The sequence below is a fragment of the Streptantibioticus parmotrematis genome (assembly GCF_019890615.1).
GTDB classification, from domain to species: domain Bacteria; phylum Actinomycetota; class Actinomycetes; order Streptomycetales; family Streptomycetaceae; genus Streptantibioticus_D; species Streptantibioticus_D parmotrematis.
Map to the genome: position 1 here is coordinate 345,854 of NZ_JAINVZ010000005.1, position 22,108 is coordinate 367,961.

Sequence of the window (22,108 nt, forward strand, 5' to 3'; positions counted from 1 at the left end):
GTGTGGCGGGCGGGTGAAAGACGGTTCACCGGGCGTCGGTGCGTGGCGTGTGCCCGTTGATCGCCTCGGTCACGTACTTGATCTCCGGCGGCCGCACGATGTCGTAGTGGCCGGTGTCCAACTGCCGCAGGGTGAACTGCGCGGGGATCAATGCCCTCCAGACGGCGGCCTGTTCGTCCGCCGGAGCCGTCGTGGGCAGTCCCGGAGTCGGCCGGGTGGCGAGCCAGAGCGTGACCGGGGTACGGGCGAGGCCCGGCAGGCGGTGACCGACCATGCTGCGCAGGTTCGACCGGCAGCAGCGGGTCAGGCGGTCCGCGTACCGGCGTGCCTGGTCGCCGACCGCCTGATCACCGTCCTGGCGGGCGAGTTCGTGGGCGAACACCGCGCGGATCTGCTCCTCGCCGTAGTCCCGGAAGACCTCTCCCGCGCCGGGCGGCGGCGGGTCGACCAGGTACACGTGGGAGACGTCCCGCCCCTCCTCCTCCGCCACGGCGGCCATCGACAGCGCCACCCAGCCCCCGTACGACCACCCGGCCAGACGGCGCCGCCAAGTACCCGACGGGAACCGGGACTCCAACGCGGCGTCGTAGTGCGCCGCCCGCTCGGTGAGCGTCCACGACGACGCGGGCGCGTCGGGATCGCGCAGGGCGGGATCGGCGACCAGGCACACGGTGAGACGCGGATCGAGGTCCGCGACCAGCGGCCGGTACGCCTGCACGTCACCGCCCACCGGGTGGACCAGGCACAACACCTCACGGCCGGTGCCCTCCTGCCAGACCTCCAGACGCACATCGTCCGGTTCGCGAGCCGGTGCGTCGGCGGCCACGCCGAGGTGGCCGAGGATCTCGTCGAGGCTGACCCGGTGGCTGAACCGGGACAACTCCAGCTCGACGCCGTAGCGTTGGTGGACCTCGGTGATCAGCTCCAGGAACGTCAACGAGTCGGCGCCCAGGTCGTACAGCGACGCCGTGGGATCGAGCGAGTCCGTGCCGAGCGCGCGGCACAGGAAGTCGGCGAGCTCCCGGGCGGTCGGCAGGGCATCGGGCGTTCCCTCCGGCACGGTCTCCGCGCGGGCCTGCGGCGCGTGCTCGGTGGACGTGGTGCCGCCGGCCGCATCGGTGGGGTCGTCCGCCGCGATCGGGGCGGACGCCGCGCCGCTGTCCAGGGGCTCGTAGAACGACCGCGCCGCGTCGAGTGGCGTCGTGGAGACCATCAGATGCGGCAGTTGCAGCCGCAACGCGTCCGCGAACACCTGCCTGCCCTCGTCCGCGCCGATGCCGACCGCCAGATGGGAACGGTGACGGCTGTCGTGGTGCAGGGCGTGCGTCGCCATGCCGACGTCACGCCACACGTCCCAGTCGACGGCGATACGCAGCGTCGTGTCGTCCGCTCCGGCGTGGTGCGCGGCGAAGCCGTCCAGCAGCCCGTTGGCCGCCGCGTAGTCGAACTGGCCGACGCCGCCGAACCACGAGGCCATCGACGAGCAGTAGACGGCGACCGCCGGGCGGTGCTCCGCGACGAGCGCCTCGGTCAGGACCGCCCCGCGTAGCTTCACATCCGCCGCCCGTCGCATCGCGTCCGCGTCACGTCGTACGAGCAGGGCACCCGACGCGACGCCCGCCGCGTGCACGATGCCGTCGAGGCGCGCGCCGTCCGCCGCCAGTTGTTCCCGTAGGCGTTCGCGTACGCGGTCTGTCGGCTCCTCGGCCAGGTCGGCCGCGAACAACTCGACGCGGTCCGCCCAACGAGCCAATGTCCGCGGCACGTTGGGGTGGCGGGCGAGCAGGACGACACGGCAGTCGGTGGTGGCCAGCAGGTGCGCGGCGACACTCGCCCCGATCCCACCGGTGCCGCCGAGGACGAGCCAACGTGTGGGTTCCCCGCCGGTGTGCGGTGCGTCGCCGGTGTGTGGCGCCTGCCGCGCGAGTGTGGACGGGGCCGGGACCGGCTGGGGCGACGGTTGCCACCAGTAGCCCGAGCGCAGCGCGAGCCGCCCGGGCGACTCCGCCGCGTCGGCGCGCGTCAACACGGCAGCCAATGACGTGGACCACGACGCCGGGTCGGGACCGGGCAGGTCGAGCCAGCGCGTGGACAGGCCGGTCTCCTGACGCGGCACCTGCGACGCACCGGCCAGCAAACCGAGTTCGGGGCGCCGCACCGGGCCGTCGACCGGCTGGGCGCCGTGCGAGAGCCACCACACGCGCACCTTCCCCGCGATGACGCCCTCGTTCTCGGCCAGGGCACGCACCAGCGCGGCGGGCGTGTCGAGACAGGCCCAGCGGGCCCGCTCCACGGACGCCGCGCCGACCTCGCCGGTCACCGAAAGCGGCAGCGCGTGCAGCCAGTCCAGCCCTTCCCCCGTCTCCGGCGCCAGCGCGCGCAGCAGCAGACCGAGCGAGTCCGGGTCGGCGGGGTCGACGGTGTAACCGCCGTCGTCGCGCGGACCGAAGGCGTCACCGGCACTGACCAGGACCACCCGTCGGTACGCCGACGACACCGCCCGCCAGCCGTCCGCCCCGCCGGGCCCGGCCGTCAGGATCACCAGCACGCGCGGGCAGACGCCCCCCACCGTGGGAGGCAGGGCCCGGGTCAGCCGCGCCCATACCGGCTGGTGCAACCACAGTTCCCGGGGCAGCCGCGGGGTCTTCCGGGCCGTCGCCGGGGCATCCTGCCGGGTCGCCGGGATCGCTTTCTGGGCCGCTTCCCGGACACCTTCTGCTTCGAGGCCGCGTTCGGCCCGGGGGAAGTCGTGGACGGAGCGGTCGAAGGCGGGCGGTGGGAAGTCCCACGGTGCCTGGGCGGGACCGGGAGTCCACCGGACCGGCCGCCCGGCCGCCCACGCGCTCGCCAGCCGCTCCGGTGCCTCGTCGGCGCCGAGCGGCTCCGCCTCCACCGGCTCCACCCGTGCGCCGGACACCGTTCGCAGCCAGGCGATCGCCGTGCCGACGTCGCGGCAGGCCGTCGCCGCGCGCCACGGGTGGGCCGGGCGTCCCGCCTGGAGGTGGCGCACGACCCGGCCGTACATTTCGGGCCGGGCGGACAGGTAGTCCGCGATGTTGAGCGCGTCGGCGCGCAGTCCGGCGGCACTGCGACCGGACAGGACGAGGCAGTGGACAGGAGCGGGTTCGGACGGTGCGGGTTTCTCGTCGGCCTGTTCGAGGACGAGGTGGGCGTTGGTGCCGCCGATGCCGAAGCTGCTGACGGCCGCCACGCGGGGCCGCCCGGACGGCCAGGGAACGGCGTCGGCCGGCACGTGGAACGGGGCCGGGTCGTCCCCGATGTGCGGATTGAAGCGGCGGAAGCCGACGTTCGGAGGAATCAGGCCGTGGCTGACCGCGAGCGTGGCGCGGACCAGCCCGACCACACCGGCGGCGGCGCCGAGGTGTCCGATCTGGCTCTTGACGGACGACAACGCGCAACGTCCGGACTCGGCCAGTCCGAACGCCTGCCGCAGCGCGTCCACTTCGACCGGATCGCCGAGCCGGGTCGCGGTGCCGTGGGCCTCCACGTAGCCCAGGTCGGCGCTGTCGTGGCCGCTGCGGCGCAGGGCGGTCCGGATCACGTCGCGTTGTCCGGCGAGGGACGGCGCGCTGTAACTCAGCTTGTCCGAACCATCGTTGTTCACCGCCGAGCCGGTGATCACCGCGTACACCGTGTCGCCGTCGCCCCGGGCACGAGAGAGCGGCTTGAGGACCACGACGCCCACACCGCTGGCCCCGATGGTGCCGCCCGCGTCGTCGCTGAAGGGCCTGCACCGGCCGTCGGGGGAGAAGATGTGCTGCGGGCGGTAGGCGTAGCCGTCGGTGAGCTGGGTGTCGACCAGGACCCCGCCGACGAGCATCGCGTCGGCGTCGCCCTGCCGCAGCAGCCCGGCGGCGACGTGCACGCCGACCAGCGAACTGGCGCAGGCGGCCTGCACGGTGAGCGCGGGACCGGTCAGCCCCAGGTGGTAGGCGGCCTTGGTGGCGAGGAAGTCCTTGTCGTGGTGCAGGGCCATCTGGAAGGAGTCGGGCAGCGCGTCCGGATCGCCGTCACGCAGCATTGATGGGAAATAGGTGTTCTCCCCGCAACTGGCGACCAGGCCCACCCGGTGTGCCGCGGGGTCGGCGATGCCCGCGTGGGCGAGCGCCTCGACACAGCTCATCAACAGGTGTCGTTGCTGCGGGTCCATCAGCCTGGCCTCCTGGCGGCTGATGCCGAAGTGGCCGGGGTCGAAGGCGAGCAGCCCGTCCATCTGGCTGCGGGCGCCCACCCTGCCGTCCGCGGTCTCGAAGTGCTCGACGCCCTCCGTGCCCGTTTCGACCATGCGCCAGAACGCGGCAAGGTCCGGGGCGCCGGGCAGTCGCACCGCCATGCCGACGACGGCGATCGGCTCGTCGGGAAGGGAGCCAACGGGATTTTTGGGTGCGGGAGTTGCGCGTTGAGGAGCCGTTGCCGGGACGAGCGCGGACGCGCGGTCGTCGAGGAACCTGCTGAGCGCGCGGATCGTGACGTGCTCGAACAGATCGGGTACGCCGAAGTCGAGATCAGGTTCCGCCGCGCAGCGGAGCTGAAAGCGCATCAGGTCCAGACTCGTGGTCCCCGTGTCGAAGAACCGTTCCTCAGGCTCAGCCTGACACCCCGTCGCGGCCTCGAACAGGTCGGTCAGCCGCCGCTCGCGGTCCGACAGCACGCGGTCGTCGTCCCGGCCCCCGCCGCTGTCGTCCGTGCTCGACCGCCACACCGCCCGGCGGTCCAGCTTGCCACTGGGCGTACGCGGCAGTTCGCGCAGACGCCGGAAGCGCCGGACGCGCATGTGGGGCGGGAGCAGCGTGGCGAGATGGTCGCCGAGGTCCGCGGGTGGCCGGTCCCCGTCCCGCCACTGGAGACATCCCACCAACTGCCCGTCGTGGAGCAGGACGACGGCCCGCGTGATCCGCGGATGACGCAGCAACGCGGTCTCGATCTGGCCGAGTTCCACGCGGTGGCCGCTGACCTTGACCTGTTCGTCGTCGCGTCCGGCGTAGTGCAGCAGGCCGTCGGGGCCGAAGCGCGCCAGGTCACCGGTGCGGTAGAACGTGCCTGCTTCGGCGCGGGTGGTGAAGCGGTCCGTGTCGAGCTGCTCGTCGCCGAGGTAACAGGGCCCGGCCATCGGGCCGCCGATCAGCAGGTGCCCGGTGCGTCCCGGAGGCAGGGGCAGGCCGCTGTCGTCGACCACGAGCAGGTGGGCGGCGGCCACCGGCCTGCCGATGGCGGGGCGGTCCGGCCAGTGGGCGGGGTCGCCGTCCAGGCACAGGGCGCTGACCACGTGTGTCTCGGTCGGCCCGTAGTGGTTGAACAGCCGGGCGCCGGGCAACCCGGCGAACCAGCGCCGGATCGCGTCGGTGCACACCAACTGCTCGCCCGCGGTGACGACTTCGCGCAGACGCGACGGGTAGCGGTCCAGCAGGACGGCGTGTTCCGCGAGCAGGCTGAGTGCCACGTAGGGCATGAAGATCCGCTCGACGGCCGCGTTCTCCAGCTGCTCCAGCAACGCGGGCATGTCCTGGCGCCAACCGTGCCGGATCAGGTGCAGTGTGCCGCCGCCGCAGAGCGTGCCGAAGATCTCCTGGAACGAGACGTCGAACGACAGCATCGAGAACTGCTGGGTGACCGCCGGGTGCCCGAGACCGCCGTCCGCAGCCTGCCACGACAGCAGGTTGCACAACGTGGCGTCCGGAACCCGCACGCCCTTGGGCGTGCCCGTGGAGCCGGAGGTGAACAGCACGTACAGCGGTCGCGTGCCGTGATGGGGCCGCAGGGGTGCCGGTGCGGGCGGGGACTGGCGGAGGACGACCGGGTGCCGGGGCACGTCCGCGTCGGCGACCTCCTCCGGCGTGTCCTGCTCGCCGGGTGCCGTCAGGACGCACAGCGGCTCGACACGGGCGACGATCTGCCGTAGCAACGCGGGCGGGTAGGCCGGGTCGAGGGGGACCGCGGTGAGGTTCAGACGGGCCAGCGCGAGCAGCGCCACCACGTGCTCGATCGACGGGGGCAGGTGCAACGCGACACACGCGGGGGCGTCGGCATCGGGCAGGATGTGACGTTCCGTCAGTTCGATTGCCAACGCGGCTGCCTGGGCGTCGAGTTCACGGTAGCTGAGCGTACGGCCGTCGCAGGTCACCGCCGGGGCGTGCGGGGTGCGCCGCGCCTGGCGGTCGAATCCCTCGGCCACCGTGGTGAAGCCGGGCGCGGCCGGTGCGCCGAGGCCGGGGTCGGCAAGCGCACGCCGGTAGGGCACAACGAGGTCGGCCGGGCTCTCCGTGCCGCCCGCCGTCAGCAGGTCCACGCCCCGCGCGAACAGCATGGCCAGGGCCTCGATGTCGGCCGTGTCGAAGTGGTCCTCGTCGTACTCCCACAGGCAGTCGAGTCCGTCGCCCTGTTCCACGACGGACAGCGTCAGCGGGCACTTCGCCCGCGCGGGCTGGAGGAACATGGGGCGGCACTCGACGCCGCGTGGCGCCAGCGAACCGAAGTCCGTGTTCTCCAGCACGAACATGAAGTCGAAGGGCGCGGCGCCACCACGCGGCTGCCAGCTCCGCAGCACGTCGGCGAGCAGCACGTCCTGCCGGTCGAGAACGGCCTGCGCGGCCGAGGCGACAGACCGCAGCTGGTCGGCGAGCCGGGCGCTCGGGTCCAGGGCGACGGGCACGAGCACGGTGCCCGCGAACATGCCCACGCTGGACTCGAACTCGGGCAGCGGCCGACCGGTCACCGGCGCGGCCACGACCGGCGCGGTCTGCCCGGTGACGCCGTACACACCCCACGCGTACGCGCTCAGCAGGACCTGGAAGCGGGTCAGGCCGAGCTCGGCGCCGAGCCGGTCCACGGCGGTGCGGCGCACGAGGTCGAGCGAGGTGCGCACCAGCCGCGCCGGAGCGCGCCCTGACGTACCCCGTGCGGCCTCCAGCGGAGGGGAGACCGGCTCCAGGCCGCCGTAGTACGCGCCCAACTCCTCGTTCAGCGCCCGGTATTCGTCGTGTGCGCGCCACTTGTCCTGCCACACCGCGAGGTCGAGCGGCGTGGCGACGGACCGCGCGTCGTCGGCGGGCTCGCCGCCCGCACGCTCGGTGCCGTCCAGCGCCGCGTCGTACAGGCACGTGAGGTCGCGGAACAGGACGTTGAGGGACCAGCCGTCCACCGCGATGTGGTGCAGGAGCAGCAGGAGCGTGCCGCCGTCCGGAGCCGGCAGCCATCCGGCTCTCAGCATGCGGGGATCGGTGAGGTCGAACGGCAGCCGTGACAGCTGTCGCATCCCGGCCTGCGCGTCGAGCCGGTCCGCGTCCTCGATCGGATGCCACGGGTCGTACGGCGCCGCCACCCGCTGCCCGAGTCCGCCCGGTGTGGCCTCGAACGCGGTGCGCAGGGCGACGTGGCGTTCGACGAGCCGTCGCAGCGCGTGGCGCAGCGCCGCGAGGTCCACCGTGCCGCTCAGACGGAACGCGAGGGGCACGTCGTAGGCGTGGGATTCGGGGTCGCGTTGCTGGATGAGCCAGAGCCGTTGCTGCTCCGAGGTGGCCGGGGCACTGTCGCGGCCGGTCGGCGACACGGGCAAGGGAGGGCGGACTCGGTGCTCCGCGGCCCGGCCCGCCTCGACGGCCTCGGCCAGAACGGCGAGGTCGCCGCCGAGCACCACCGCCTGCGGCACGTCGCAGCCGTAGCGTCTTCGCACCTCGAAGCGGAGCCTGAGCGCCTTGAGGGAATCGCCGCCCAGGGGGATCCACCGGTCGCGCAACCGCGGACCGTCGGTGCCGAGGACGCCGGCCGCGAGGTCCAGGATCTCACCTTGCCACGGCGTCACGTGGGAGTCCGCCTCACCGCCCGGACGCCACGGCTCGACGGACCGCTCCAGCAGCGCGTCCCCGTCCACCTTCCCGTTGCCCGTCAACGGCAGGGCGTCCACCACGTGGAGATGGTGCGGCCGCATGTAGGCGGGCAGACCCGTGGCCAGGTGCCGGTCGACGTCGTCGTAGGACAGCTCGCCGCGCGGGACCAGGTAGGCCAGCAGTTCGTTGGCGCCGTCGGCGTCGCGACGGGTGCGCACGTAGGCCTGCCGGATCGCCGGGTGGGAGGTCAGGCAGCGTTCGACCTCGCCCGGCTCGATGCGGAAGCCGCGCACCTTGACCTGGCGGTCGGCCCGGCCCACGTAGGTGATCAGGCCATCGCTGTCCCGGCGCACCAGATCACCGGTGCGGTACCAGCGCGTGCGGCCGTCGTCATGCCACGGCAGGGTGACGAAGCGCCGCGCGGTCTCCTCCGGCAGATTGCGGTACCCGGCGGCCAGGCCCTCGCCGGACAGGTACAGCTCCGCGACCTCGCCCGGTCCGGCGGGACGCGTGCCGTCGGCGACGACGAGGGCTCCTGTGCCGGGCAGCGCTGTTCCCAGGGGCACGACGTCGGCGTCGAAGTCGCGCGGTATCGGATGGCAGAGCGCGAACGTCGTGGACTCCGTCGGCCCGTAGACGTTGAAGAGCCGGGTCGCGGAGGTGGCCGCGTTGTGCCGGTACCACCGGCCGATCAGCGCCGCGTTGAGCTGCTCACCCCCGACGAGCACCTGCCGCACCGGGGCGAAGCAGTCCGGCACCTTGTCCGTCACCGCGTTGAACAGCGCGACCGTGAGGAACATGGTGTCGACGGCTTCGCGCCGCAGCGCCGCCGCGAGCGCGTCCGGCGTCTGGACGTCCTGGTCGGAGAGGATCACACAGGTGCCGCCGGTCAGCAGCGGCACCCACACCTCGAAACTGAGGGCGTCGAAGGCCGGGTTGGACAGACACGCGTAGCGGGCACCCTCCGCCAGATCGACGTAGCCCTCGCGGGCCAGCCGCAGCACCCCCGTGTCCAGCACCTCAACGCCCTTGGGACGACCGGTACTTCCGGAGGTGTAGAAGAGGAAGGAGAGGGTGGGATCAGCGCCCGCGCGGTCCTGTTCCGCCACGGCACCCGTCGGCGTGTCCGCGCACGGCTCGGCCGCCCCTCTTCTCCCGGCGGCCGACCGCGGTCGGCCGGAATCGAGCAGCGCGGACGACGGGACGGCGACAACGCCATCGGGCAGCGCCTCCGGGAGGCCGCCGTCGTCGTGCACGACGACGGCGGCGCCCGCGTCGCGGAGGATGTGTTCGCGCCGCTCGGGCGGGCTCTGCGCGTCGAGGGGCACGACGACGGCACCCGCCCGCAGCACTCCGAGCATGACGCAGACCAGCCGCCAGGAACGCGGCAGGCACACGGCGACGGCCTGCCCGGGCCGCACACCCCGCCGCCGGAGGGAGTCCGCGACACACGCGCTCAGCCGCTCCAGTCCCGCACGATCGACGACGTGCCCACCGTCGACCACGGCGGCCGTGCGCGGGACGCGTCGCGCGTCGGCGAGCACGGCGCGGACCAGCGCCGACGCCGGGGGAGTGGAGGCGGCCGGGAACGCCGCCGTCGCACCCGGGGTCATCGCGCCTCCCCGGCCCGCGCCGCGGTCCGAGGTCGTACGGGCTGGGGGAGGGGTGGCGTCGCGCACTGGTCGAGTTCCCGTTCGATGGTGGCGGCCACCAGGGCCGCCTGGTCGTTCTCCAACATCTCCCAGTGGTCGCAGTCCACCGGTTCCACGCGGTAGGGGCCGCCCGCGCGCTCGCGCCAGAAGGCCCGCACGGCGTCGAGGGAGGCGTCGTCCGCCTCACCGCCGGTCGCCTGCATCAACACCAGCCGTGCTCCCGAGCGTTGGGGCATGTGGTCGCGCGCGGTGAGGCGGTTGTGGTTGTAGATCCGGTGGTATCGCTCGATCTGCTCGTCGTCGATGCCCGGGTACATGCCGTTGAAGCGGACGAGCTTGTCACGGAACTCGGCCATGTCGACCGGTGTGATGGCGGCCCGTTCGGCCTCGTCGTCGGTGGCCTGGGTGTCGAGCAGGACCACACTCACCTCGGTCCTGCCCGCGGCGGCCAGGCGGCGTCCCATCGCGTGCGCGACGAGCCCGCCGTAGGACAGCCCGGTCAGCACGAGCGGGCCGTCGCCCAGGGGACCCAGCAGCCGCAGGTACGCCTCCGCCATGGCTTCCACGCTGTCCAGAGGCGTCTCACCGGGATCGATTCCCGGTGACTGGACGCCGTACAGCCCGATGGTGTCGGGCAGGGCCTTGGCGAGGGTGAGGTAGCAGAAGGCGGTGCCGCCGGCGGGGTGCACGCACACCACGTTCCGGCCGTCGGCGCTCTCGTGGAACGCGATGAGGTTGTTCCCCGTACGGCCCGACGCGCCGCGCCTGATGAGGCCGCCGAGGTCCTCGATGGTCGGGTGGAGCATGACGTCGCGCACGGCGATCGTCTCGCCCATCGCCTCCCGCACCTCGTGCGCCATCTTGATCGCCGAGAGCGAGGTGCCGCCGAGGTCGAAGAAGCTGTCGCGGACGCCGATGTCGTCGGTCAGCAGGATGCCCCGCCATACCTGATAGAGCGTCAACTCCGTGCGGTCGCGTGGACTGGCCACGTTCACCTGGGAGTCGGCGGCCGAACGCGCCAGCTCCAGCAGCGCCGTACGGTCCAGCTTGCCGCTGCGGTTGAGCGGCAGGGCGGGCAGCTGGACGAAGCGCGAGGGAACCATGTAGTCGGGCAGTCTCGCCGCCAGCGCCGCACGCCACTCGTGCTGGGCGCGTACCGGCGCGTCACCGGTTCCCACCCCCGCCACGAGGCGCGGCTCGCCCCCGGTGGCGCGATCCGTGAGCACGGCCGCCTCCCGGACGCCGTCGAGGGCCAGCACGGCGGCCTCCACCTCGGCCGGCTCGATGCGGAATCCGCGCAGCTTGACCTGGTCGTCCGAACGCCCCAGGTACTCGGCGTTGCCGTCGGGCAGGCGACGCGCCAGGTCACCGGTGCGGTACAGACGTCCGCCCGGCACGAACGGATCGGCGACGAAGCGCTCGGCCGTCAGATCGGGGCGGTGCAGATAGCCGCGGGCGAGACTCCCGCCCCCGAGGTACACCTCCCCGGCCACACCGGGCGGCACCGGACGCATCCGGTCGTCCAGCACGTACAGGCGCGTGCCGGGCAGCGGGCGCCCGATGGGGCACTGCCGCTCCAACGGCTGGGGATCGTAGTAGGCCGTCGCGTACAACGTCGCCTCCGTCGGCCCGTATCCGTAGCACACACGCAACCCCGGCAGATGGCATGTCATGCGGTACAACGCCATCTCCGGCAGCGACTCCACCCCGGTCAGCAGCCGCCGCAGGGCCAGACCCTCCAGGCGGCGCGCCGGGTCCTCGTCGATCCACTTGACGTACGCCGGTGGCAGGAACGCCTGCGCGACGCGGCGCTCCCGCATCCACGTCATCAACGCCTCGGGGTCGCCCCGCAGTTCGTCAGGGACGAGGTGCAGCACACCGCCGGTGGTGAGCGGCATCAGCACCTCGTGCACCGTGGCGTCGAAACCGATGCCCGACCACGCCGCCGACGCCTCGCCCGGCTCGGCCCCCATCCTGGCCAGCCAGGTGTCGAAGAGGTTGAGCACACTGGCGTGCGTGACGGCGACCCCCTTGGGGCGGCCGGTCGAGCCGGAGGTGTAGATGACGTAGGCGAGCCGGGCGGGATCGCACGGCAGGCCGGGGGCGTCGTCCCGGGTCGCCTCGGCCTCGATCGCGCGCAGGGCATGCCACGGGGTGGTAGGTGTGTCCGCCGCGTGGGAACCGGGGGTGGTCGTGTTCGCGTCGGTCAGGACGAGCAGGGGCGCGGCGTCCTCCACCATCATCGCCAGCCGGGCCGTGGGCTGTCCGAGATCGAGCGGGAGCCAGGCGGCACCGGCCTTGAGGACGCCGAGCACGCCCACCACGAACTCCGCGGTCCGGCCCGCGTGCAGACCGATCACCGTGTCGGCGCCCGCACCCCGGGCGACGAGCGCGTGGGCGAGGCGGTTGGCGCGCCGGTCCAACTGCGCGTAGGTCAGCCGGACGGTGTCCCGCCCGTCACCGCAGACGAGGGCGGGCGCGTCGGGGCGCAGCCGTACCTGCGTCTCGAACCGCTGGACGAGACTCGCCGCGGCAGCGGCTTCCTCGTGCGCACGCGGCGTGTCACGCTCCGTTCCCGCACGCGCCGCGTCACGGTCCATTCCCGCACCCATCGCGTCACGGTCCGATACCGCACGCGTCGCGTCCCAGTCGGCCATCAGCAGCCGGGTCTCCTCCGCGTCCATCAGGGGGAGATCGGCGACACAGGTGTCGGGCTGCTCGGCCATCCCCCTCAGCACGTGCTCGAGGTGGCGCACGTACCGTTCGACCGTGCCGCGGTCGAACAACGCCCGCGCGTAGTCGATCTGGCCGACCACACAGCCGTCCGTCTCGGTCAGCGACAGCGCGAGGTCGAACTTGGCGGCGGCGTCGGGGATGTCCAGCGGTTCCACCTCGACGCCCGGCAGCGTGAGCATGCCCTCGCGCGACGGCACCCAGGCGCACATGGTCTGGAACACCGGGGTGTGGGCCGGGCTGCGGGGCGGGTTGACGAGTTCCACGACCCGCTCGAAGGGCAGGTCCTGGTGGTCGAGCGCCTCCCGCAGCGCTCCGCGCACGCGCTTCACCGCGCTCCCGGCGGTGGGTTCGCCGGACAGGTCGACGCGCAGGGCCAGGGAGTTGACGAAGAAGCCGATCAGCCCCTTCACCTCGCGCCGACGGCGGTTGGCGCTCGGCGTGCCCACCACGACGTCCTTCTGGCCGGTCAGCCGGGACAGCAGGACGGCCCAGCCGGTGACCATGGCGACGAAGAGCGTTCCCCCCGACGCGCGCGCCGCGGACTTGAGCGCCGAGGTCAGCTCCGCGTCGAGCCGGAACGCGACCCGTCCGCCGCGATGGTCCTGCTCGGGCGGGCGCGGCCGGTCGGTGGGCAGCGCGAGCAGGGCGGGCGCACCGGAAAGCCGTTCACGCCAGTAGGAGGCCGACGCGGTCGACTCCGCGTCCACGCAGGTCAGTTGACCCGCGTCCGCACGTGCTGGTCGACCCGCGAAGCCGGACCCGCCCCCCGGCGCGTCGTCGTCACCTCCCGGCCCCCCTTCGGCCCGCGTACGCTGCGCCCGGGCGTAGTCGGCGTACTGGAAGGCCAGCGGCGGCAGTGGGTCGGGTCGTGCTTCGGCCAACGAGGCGTAGAAGAAACCGAGTTCGCGCAGCAGCACGTCCATCGACCAGCCGTCGAAGACGGAGTGGTGGATCGTCAGGAGCAGGACGTGGTGTTCCTCGCCGATGACGACGAGGCGACCGCGCGCCAGGGGCCCGTGGCGAAGGTCGAAGGGCGTGGCCAGCTCCGCCCGCCGGAGCTCGGCCAGTCGCTCGTCGGCGTCCGGGCGGCCGGTCAGGTCCTCCTCGTCGAGGGCGTATCCGGTCATCGGCGGGTCGATGAGCTGGACCACCTCGCCCCCGGACTCCGCCAGCCGGGTGCGCAGCGTCTCGTGCCGCCGCACCAGGCCGTCGAGCGCCTGCCGGAGCAGGTGCCGCTCGAGCGGACCGCGCAGCCGGAAGACCATGGCTTCGTTGTAAGCCGCCACGGCGCCGGGCATCTGCGCCAGGAACCACATGCGTTGCTGCGGGAACGAGGACGGCGCCACGCGTTCCGCGACCGGGGAGGTGGAAAGGGGATCGGCGATGGGCTGGGACGGCAAGCTCGGTTCTTCCCCTCGACGGAGGGACGGGCGCCGGTGCGTGGCGTGCCGCACGGTGTGACGGCAGCATGGAGTGCCGAGGGCATGCCGACAACGGACAACGTTGCCAGCACGGTTCACCGGTGCGGGGACCGAAGGCCGCGCGGGGGCGCCAACCTCCTCATGGGCAGCAGGGCGTGACGGAACGGAAGCGCGCCTGACCTGTGAAGACGCTGGGGGTGCGGGCAGGGCGCACGGCGATAATTGATCAGGTCCCGGTATCTGTCAATGGCTGCCCGGAATGCGACAGGCGGCCACTGTTCCTTGCCTTTTTGTCTCTTGACGCGGCGGTCGGCGCGGTGGGTAGTCTGCTCTTTCCGTTTGCCTTGACTGCTGCTCCGGCAGCGGCTGTTCAGTGTCCTCGTGGGATATCGAAGGCGCGGCTCGACGGCCTCGCGGACTTCGGGAACGGCGTTCGGCGCGGGTCTCGCGCTCGGGGCCGAGCGAACCGGCCCGCCGCCCTGGTATGGTCGCTGAACAGCCGCAAATCCCCCGGGCGTTGGGGGCGTTGAAGAGGTGCGCGCGGTGCCGTGGATCGGCCTCCCGCTGCCAGTCGATTCCTGTCGAGCTGCCCGGGCGATTACCGATCACCGATTATCGCGTGGGCCTGCCGAACGACTCGGCCACACCGCTCGGTGAACCCGGATCGATCAACCGGTGACATTCCCGGTGTGCGATGGGAAATCCACTCGTGTGGCTCGTGCGGCTCGTACGATGGGAAATTCACGTGTGCGGCACGCGGATGGAAGTCGGCGGCACGGGCGGGTGATGGGGGCTGGGCGTTGCCCGACCCCCTGTCGTTCACGACGGCCGGCCGCCGAACTGCCAGTCGTGCACCTCGATATCGGCGTACCGCTCCGAGGTGAGGACGGCGCGCGCCGCCTCCGCGTCCGGCGCGCGCAACAGCGCCGCCGTCCCCAGCCACTTGGCGCCGTCGTCGGAGAGCAGCGGCCCGTACGCGATCACCTCGTCGATGTCCTTCGGCAGGCCGAGGTCGACAGCCGGGCCGGAACCGAGGCCGAGCACCAGATAGCGGTTGCCCCCGGTACGGCCGCCGGGGAAGTCCCACATGGTCCTGCCCAGCGCGTTACGCCACCGTCGCACCATGACGTCGCGATACACACCTGCCTGGTAGGTGGGCTCGTCGAACGCGAACGCCCGGGCGGCAGCAGGGCCGGGGAGGTCCACTATGTGCACGCTGCCGGTCGGCTCGTCATCGGCGGAGAGCGTCGGGCCGCGCGCGATCAACTCCGCCGCGTACCCGTCCATGTAGGACCAGTGCTCCTCCAGCATCTCGTCGCGCAACGCGAGTGAACCGGGCCGGTCCCTGTGGTAGCAGAAGAATTCCATGCCCACATCCTTCACGAACGGGCTCCGTACCGCTCTCCTGTTTCCGCTCGGCCTGCATGGCACTCGCCCGCCGTCGCACGTCCGACACGACTCGCCGTGGCGACTGGGCAGTTCTGCCCAATGCCGATGCCGCCCCGACGACAGACACGACCCACGCAACTACCCTTCGTTGCACGGCAGATGACGGCCCAACGGGCTCGTTCACGGGACCGATGAAGATCTCCTGGCGACGGACGACGAGGGAACGCGATGCACCACGAGACGACGGCCGACACGGTCACCGGCACCGCCACGCACGGCCGTCCCACGCCGACCGCGGGCACGTCGGCGGGCACGTCGGCGGGTCGGGCACTGTCGGGGCGTTGGCGGTCCACGGTCGTGCCGGCCGTGGCCCTCTGCGTGGCGGTGGGCGCTCTGGCCGGATGCGGGGGCGGCAAGGGGGCCTCAAGCCCGCGGACCGCGGACGTCGGGCAGGCGCTCACCGTGAACGCGCACAACCTGGACGGTGATTCCTCGGGCGACGTCCAGGTGAAGGTCACCGTGGCCAGTCTCGCGCCCGGCCCCGGAGGTACCACCGCACTCCTGCGACTGGTCAACACCAGCAAGCACACGACCACCCTCACGCAGAACTCGTTCGTCTCCGTGGACGACTCGGGCGACTGGCATCTGACCGAGGGCTACACCACCACGGACACCACTCACGCCCCGACGAACGGCTATCTGGAGCCCGGGCAGACGCTCACGCTGGACGCGCTGTTCCCCGGGGGCGTCACGAAGATCCTCTACAACGAGGGCGGTTTCGTCACCGGAGGCAACGGCGCACCCGCCAAGTACACCTCCGAGATCCAGGACACCTGGACGGCCCGGAACTGACCGGGCGGCAGAACGCCCGAGCAGCAGAACGGTAGAAGTCGCGCGGCCCGCCGCGCAAGCCCTCGGAACGCGCCAGATCGGGCAGTGCCGTTGCACACGGACGGCATGCGCCGACCCCCGTTCATCTCGCGACATCCGGTCAGGGCCTCTGACCTGGGCATAGTTGGTGCCTCCTTCATCGGCTCTCATTCTCCTCAACCTCCCGCGTTCCTCTGTGCCATTGCACAGCCCGATTCCCTGTGCCACGCTGCCCGGGTCGTCGGCTGTCCCTGGCTTCGAGGAGGCCCGAGTTGAGTGCGACATCTGAACGCCCCTGGCGTGGTGTGTACGTCGCGACGCCACTGCCACTGCGCGACGACCTGACCGTGGACGAGAACGCGTACGCCGAGCACGTGCGCTTCCTGGCCGATCGCGGGTGCTCCGGAGTGTGTCCCAACGGCTCGCTGGGGGAGTACCAGACGCTCACCGCCGACGAGCGGGCCCGTACGGTGCGCGTCGCCGTGGACGCGGCGCCCCCGGGCTTCGGCGTGATGCCCGGAGTGGCCGCCTACGGGGCACGGGAGAGCCGACGGTGGGCCGAGCAGGCCGCCGAGGCCGGAGCCGCTTCGGTGCTCCTGCTGCCGCCGAACGCCTACGCGGCCGACCGGGAAACCGTCGTGGCGCACTACCGCGAGGTGGCGAAGGCCGGCCTGCCGGTCGTCGCGTACAACAACCCCCACGACACCAAGGTCGACCTCACGCCACCGCTGCTGGCCGAGCTGTATGGCGAGGGGCTGATCGTCGCGGTGAAGGAGTTCAGCGGCGACGTGCGCCGGGCGTACGAACTACGCGAACTCGCCCCGGAACTGGACCTGTTGGCCGGGGCCGACGACGTGGTGCTGGAGCTGGCGATCGCGGGTGCGGTCGGCTGGATCTCGGGATACCCCAACGCGTTCCCGGAAAGCTGCCTGGAACTGTTCCGGCTCGCGACCTCGGGGGACGTCGAGGCCGCACTGCCGCTCTACCGGGATCTGCACCCGTTGCTGCGATGGGATTCCAAGGTCGAGTTCGTCCAGGCGATCAAACTCTCCATGGACCTCGTGGGACTCCGCGGAGGGCCGTGCCGACCGCCGCGCCTCCCCCTGCGTCCCGAGACCGCGGACCGCATCGCGCGGGCGACCGAGGCCGCCGTCGCCCAGGGGTACAAGTGAGGTCACGGCGTACCTTCCACACCGTCGAATCCCACACCGAGGGCATGCCGACCCGGGTCGTGGTCGGCGGAGTCGGGGTGCTGCCCGGAGCCACGATGGCCGAGCGCCGCACCTGGTTCATGGAGCACAGCGACCACCTGCGCACCCTCCTGATGCACGAGCCACGGGGCCACTCGGCCATGAGCGGCGCCGTACTCCAGCCGCCCACCACGCCGGACGCCGACTGGGGCGTGCTGTTCATCGAGGTCTCCGGCGTCCTGCCGATGTGCGGCCACGGCACGATCGGGGTGGCAACGGTGCTGGTCGAGACCGGCATGGTCGAGGTGCGCGAGCCGGTCACCGTCGTCCGGCTCGACACCCCCGCCGGACTCGTCGAGGCGCGGGTCGCCGTCGAGGACGGCGCGGCCCGCACGGTCACCTTGCGCAACGTGCCGTCCTTCGCGCACGCGCTGGACCGCACGGTGAAGGTGCCGGGCCTCGGCGAGGTGCGGTACGACCTGGCCTACGGCGGCAACTTCTACGCCATCGTGGACACGGCGGAACACGGCCTGCCGTTCGACCGCCGGTCGCAGGGGCGGCTGCTGTCGGCCGGGCTCGGCATCATGGAGGCGATCAACGACTCGGCCGAACCGGTGCACCCAAACCGCCCCGACATCCGCGGATGCCATCACGTCTACCTCGCCGCCCCCGGCTCCACCGCCCGCCACTCACGCCACGCGATGGCGATCCACCCCGGCTGGTTCGACCGCTCACCCTGCGGTACGGGGACCAGCGCACGCATGGCGCAACTGCACGCCCGCGGTGAACTGCCGCTGGAGACCGACTTCGTGAACGAGTCGTTCATCGGCACGCGCTTCGTCGGCCGACTGGTCGGCGAGACCACGGTGGCCGGGCGGCCCGCGGTGTCGCCCACCATCACCGGGCGCGCCTGGATCACCGGGACGGCGCAGTTCACCCTGGACCCCGACGACCCGTTCCCGGCGGGCTTCGTCCTCTAGCGACAGAAGACCCGCGCATAGCGACAGAAGATCCGCGCAGCGCGAAGCGAAGGAACGGAAGCCCCGCGCAGGCCGAAACGAAAGAACAGCACATCGCGAACAGGAGCCGCATGCAGCACGAAACAGCCGAGGCAGGGCGCCCCCGTGCCGAAGCGACCGGGCCACGCGTGCCGACCGCACGTAAGAAGGGCATTCTGCGCGACCGGGTGAGGAACGCGTTGCGGGCCGCCGTCGTCTCCGGCGAACTCGCCCCCGGCACCGTCTACTCGGCCCCGGCGCTGGCCGAGCGGTTCGGGGTGTCGGCGACGCCGGTGCGCGAGGCCATGATCGACCTGATCGCGGAAGGCCTGGCCGTCGTCCAGCCCAACAAGGGCTACCTGGTCACCGAGGTCTCGCCCAAGGCGCTGGACGAGGTCTCCGAGCTGAGGCTGCTGCTGGAGCCGCCCTCGGTGCGATCGGCCGTGCCACGGGTGCCGGAGGCGGACCTCCCCAGGTTGCGGCGGCTCGCCCAGGACATCGTGACCGCCGCCGAACTGGGTGACCTGGTCGGCTACATCGAGGCGGACCGTGTCTTCCACCTGACCCTGCTGGGCTACGCCGACAACGGCCGACTGCTGGACGTGGTCTCGGGGCTGCGGGCGCAGACGCGGCTGCTGGGCCTGGCGCCGCTGGTCGAGTCGGGCCGCCTGGTGGAGTCGGCCAACGAGCACCACCACCTGCTGGACTTCGTGGAGTCGAGGGACGCGGTGGCGGCGGAACTGCTGATGCATCGTCACATCGGTCACGTGCGCACGCTGTGGGCGGCGGGTTCGTGACGCGGTCCGGGTCAACGCCAGTGCTACGTACGGGCGTTACGGTGGACGTGGTGGTCATCGGCGCCGGTGCGGTCGGGGCGGCCGTCGCCTTCTTCGCCTCGCGGGAAGGGCTGCGGGTGGCGGTGGTGGACCGTGGTCCGATCGCCGGGGGCACGTCGAGCGCGGGAGAGGGCAACATCCTGGTCTCCGACAAGGAGCCGGGCCCGGAACTCGATCTCGCGCTGCTGGCCCAGCGGGTGTGGCGCGAGGACCTCGCCGAGCACGCCGCGCTCTGGGAGTTCGAGGCCAAGGGCGGCCTCGTCGTCGGCGCGACGCCACCGGCCGTGGCGGCGCTGGCCGGACTCACCCGGCGCCAGCGCGCCCACGGCGTCGAGGTCACCGACGTGACGGCAGGGGAGCTGCCCGCCCATGAGCCGTACCTGGCACTCGAGTTGGCGGGCGGCGCCCACTACCCGCAGGACGCCCAGGTACAGCCGATGCTCGTAGTCGCCCACCTGCTGCGGCTGAGCCGCAGCAGCGGTGCGACGGTGACGACCGGAGCCGAGGTCACGGGATTCCTGCGCCACGGGGACACCGTCACCGGTGTGCGGACGACCCGGGGCGACATCGGCGCGGCCATGGTGGTCAACGCGGCAGGCCCCTGGGCCGGCGCCGTCTCCGAACTCGCCGGAGCGCCCGTGCCCGTCCTGCCCCGCAGGGGTGTCGTGCTGGTCACGCAGCCGTTGCCACCGCTGGTGCGGCACAAGGTCTACGCGGCGGAGTACGTCGGTGACGTGGCCAGCTCCGACGCGGCGCTCCAGACCTCGCCGGTCGTCGAGTCCACCCCCGCCGGCACCGTGCTGATCGGCTCGTCCAGGGAACGCGTGGGATTCGACCGTACGATCCCGCCCGAGGTCCCTGCCACGCTGGCGCGCAAGGCCGTCGCGCTCTTCCCGCGTCTGGCCTCGGCGTTGGCCCTGCGCACCTACTTCGGCTTCCGCCCGTACTGCCCCGACCACCTCCCCGTGATCGGACCCGACCCGCGTGCCCCCGGTCTGTGGCACGCCTGCGGGCACGAAGGCGCGGGGATCGGGCTGTCGGTGGCCACCGGCAAGCTGCTCGCGCAGGGGATGACCGGCCGCGACACCGAACTCGACCTCACGCCTTTCGCCCCTGACCGCTTCGCCACCGCGCCACCCGTCCCATGACGCGCCCGATGCGATGGCGACCGGCCGGGAGAGCGACGCGCCGTAACGGCGAGCCGATGCCATGGCGACCCGCCGGGACAGCGACAGGACACGGCCGGGACAGCGACAGGACACGATCGAGGAGGAGCACCGTGCCCCACGAGCCGGACGACCGGACCGACGCCGAGGTGTGCCGCGTGCACTTCGGCGGCAGGACCCTCACCGCACAGCCGGGCCTCAGCGTCGCCGCCGCGCTGGTGCGCGAGGGCATCACGTCATGGCGCAGCACACGCAGGGCGGGCGGGCCTCGCGGGCTGTTCTGCGGGATCGGCGTCTGCTACGACTGCCTGATCACCGTCGACGGCCACCCGGACCAGCGCGCCTGCCTCGTGGCGGTGCGCGATGGCATGCGGCTGGAGGACGGCCGGTGTCCGGAGGACGACAGAGGGACGGGGCCGGATGATGGCGTTCGGCCGGACGCCGCCGTGGGCTCGCGGGAGACGGGTCACGGCGGAGGGAGCGGCGATGCGGTCAAGTGACGTTCTCACCGCGGACGTTGCCGTTGTCGGCGCCGGTCCCGCCGGGCTCGCCGCGGCGGGCGAGGCCGCCGCCGCGGGGCTCGACGTCGTGGTCGTGGATGCCGGGGCCCGCCCCGGCGGCCAGTACTGGCGTCACGGGCCCGGTGCCGAGGGACCCGCACCGGGAACGCACGGGCGGGGCACGTTCAGCACGTTGCGCGCGGGCCTCGGACGCCACGGCGTGCGGTTGGTGTGCGGCCACCAGGTGTGGCAGGCCGGTCGTCACGACGACGGGTTCGTCCTGCGGCTGCGCCCGGTGCATGACTTCCCACACGACGACGCCGTCGAGCGCGTCAGCGCGCGCCGCCTCATCGTGTGCACGGGCGGGTACGACCGCCAGTTGCCGGTGCCGGGATGGGATCTGCCGGGGGTGATGGCGGCGGGCGGTGCGCAGGCGCTGCTCAAGGAGTACGGTACGGTACCCGGACAACGCGTGGTGGTCGCGGGCACCGGGCCGTTCCTGGTCGCCGTCGCGGCAGGATTGGCCGAAGCGGGCGCGCGTGTGGTCGCCGTCTGCGAGGCGAACGCCCCCGTACGCGGATGGCTGCGACGGCCGCTCGCGGCACTGGGCGAACCCGCCAAGGCGGTCGAAGCCGTCCGATACGCGGCCGCGCTGGCCCGCCACCGCGTCCCGTACCGCACCAGGACGGCCGTCACCCGGGTGCACGGCGACGACAGCGTACGGGCCGTCGATCTCACCGCACTCGACCACGACGGCCGCCCCCGGGAAGCGACACGCACCACGGTGCCGGCCGACCTGGTCGCCCTCGGGTGGGGTTTCACGCCGTCGCTGGACCTCCTGCTGACGCTCGGTGCTGCCACGAGGCTGGACGGCGACGGCTCGCTGGTCGTCCGCGTGGACGACGGGCAACGCACCACCGTGCCGGGTCTGTACGCGGCGGGGGAGACCACCGGGATCGCGGGCGCGACGCAGGCGGTGCGCGAGGGACTGCTGAGCGGGCTCGCGGTGACCGCGGACCTGGGCCGTGCCGGGCGGACAGGTGACGGCGTCGACGCTGGGCCGTCGCGTTCCCGCCGGGCGGCGCGGCTGCGCTCCGGGGTGCGTCGCGGACGCCGCTTCGCCGAGGCCCTGCACGCCGCCTGCCCGGTCCCCGCCGGATGGACCGCCTGGCTGGCGGGGGACACCGTGGTGTGCCGGTGCGAGGAGGTGCCGTTCGCGGCCGTCTGCCACGCGGTGCGGGAACTCGGCGCCGAGGACCCGCGCACCGTCAAGATGCTGGCCCGGCCCGGGATGGGAATGTGCCAGGGGCGGGTGTGCGGATTCGCCACCGCGCTGATCACGCGGCACCTCACCGGACACCCCTCCACCGCCGAGGCGCTGTCGGCCTTCGGCAAGCGCCCGCTCGCCGCGCCGGTGACCCTCGCCGAACTCGCCGCGTCGGACGACCGCACCGCGCCGCGGACGGCCCCCTGGTCCTGACCGCCCGCCGATCCACTCGAACCGTT

General features: G+C 72.6%; 10 protein-coding genes. 7 read left to right on the forward strand and 3 right to left on the reverse strand.

Features of this window, described 5'->3' with window-relative positions; all coding sequences use genetic code 11:
• Positions 1-25: 25 nt before the first annotated feature.
• The 3 genes from K7472_RS10990 to K7472_RS11000 all read right to left on the reverse strand — a co-directional run bounded on the left by K7472_RS10990 (position 26) and on the right by K7472_RS11000 (position 15,021).
• Entirely contained in the window at positions 26-9,457 is a 9,432-nt protein-coding gene (locus tag K7472_RS10990; RefSeq protein ID WP_222976664.1) for a non-ribosomal peptide synthetase, read from the reverse strand.
• On the reverse strand, positions 9,454-13,632 hold the full coding sequence (locus tag K7472_RS10995; RefSeq protein WP_289678970.1) for a non-ribosomal peptide synthetase: 4,179 nt from the start codon (positions 13,630-13,632) through the stop codon (positions 9,454-9,456). The genes K7472_RS10990 and K7472_RS10995 overlap by 4 nt, the downstream gene beginning before the upstream one ends.
• Positions 13,633-14,472: 840 nt before the next feature.
• Positions 14,473-15,021 (reverse strand): YciI family protein, encoded by a 549-nt coding sequence (locus tag K7472_RS11000; RefSeq protein WP_222976666.1) that lies wholly within the window; start codon positions 15,019-15,021, stop codon positions 14,473-14,475.
• A 249-nt stretch (positions 15,022-15,270) separates the two neighbouring features.
• Between K7472_RS11000 and K7472_RS11005 the strand changes: the two genes are divergently transcribed.
• From K7472_RS11005 to K7472_RS11035, 7 genes are all read left to right on the forward strand, one after another.
• On the forward strand, positions 15,271-15,894 hold the full coding sequence (locus tag K7472_RS11005; RefSeq protein ID WP_222976668.1) for a hypothetical protein: 624 nt from the start codon (positions 15,271-15,273) through the stop codon (positions 15,892-15,894).
• Positions 15,895-16,184: 290 nt separating this feature from the next.
• On the forward strand, positions 16,185-17,084 hold the full coding sequence (locus K7472_RS11010) for a dihydrodipicolinate synthase family protein (protein ID WP_222976670.1): 900 nt from the start codon (positions 16,185-16,187) through the stop codon (positions 17,082-17,084).
• The gene (locus tag K7472_RS11015; protein WP_222976672.1) at positions 17,081-18,082 is read left to right on the forward strand and encodes a proline racemase family protein; all 1,002 of its coding nucleotides are present in this window, start codon (positions 17,081-17,083) and stop codon (positions 18,080-18,082) included. Before K7472_RS11010 ends, K7472_RS11015 begins: the two co-directional genes overlap by 4 nt.
• A 167-nt stretch (positions 18,083-18,249) precedes the next feature.
• Entirely contained in the window at positions 18,250-18,897 is a 648-nt protein-coding gene (locus K7472_RS11020; RefSeq protein WP_308013852.1) for a GntR family transcriptional regulator, read from the forward strand.
• Positions 18,898-18,938: 41 nt separating this feature from the next.
• A complete protein-coding gene (locus K7472_RS11025) occupies positions 18,939-20,084 on the forward strand; it encodes an NAD(P)/FAD-dependent oxidoreductase (RefSeq protein WP_308013853.1) in 1,146 nt (381 codons plus the stop codon).
• A 131-nt stretch (positions 20,085-20,215) separates the two neighbouring features.
• On the forward strand, positions 20,216-20,602 hold the full coding sequence (locus tag K7472_RS11030) for a (2Fe-2S)-binding protein (protein WP_308013854.1): 387 nt from the start codon (positions 20,216-20,218) through the stop codon (positions 20,600-20,602).
• Complete coding sequence (locus tag K7472_RS11035) at positions 20,589-22,082, forward strand: NAD(P)/FAD-dependent oxidoreductase (RefSeq protein ID WP_222976680.1); 1,494 nt, start codon at positions 20,589-20,591, stop codon at positions 22,080-22,082. Before K7472_RS11030 ends, K7472_RS11035 begins: the two co-directional genes overlap by 14 nt.
• Positions 22,083-22,108 lie beyond the last annotated feature (26 nt).

Bases quoted from the DNA above. Each gene is read 5' to 3' on its own strand.
- K7472_RS10990 (WP_222976664.1), bottom strand. From the start codon at position 9,457: ATGACCCCGGGTGCGACGGCGGCGTTCCCGGCCGCCTCCACTCCCCCG.
- K7472_RS11000 (WP_222976666.1), bottom strand. From the start codon at position 15,021: ATGGAATTCTTCTGCTACCACAGGGACCGGCCCGGTTCACTCGCGTTG.
- K7472_RS11005 (WP_222976668.1), top strand. From the start codon at position 15,271: ATGCACCACGAGACGACGGCCGACACGGTCACCGGCACCGCCACGCAC.
- K7472_RS11035 (WP_222976680.1), top strand. From the start codon at position 20,589: ATGCGGTCAAGTGACGTTCTCACCGCGGACGTTGCCGTTGTCGGCGCC.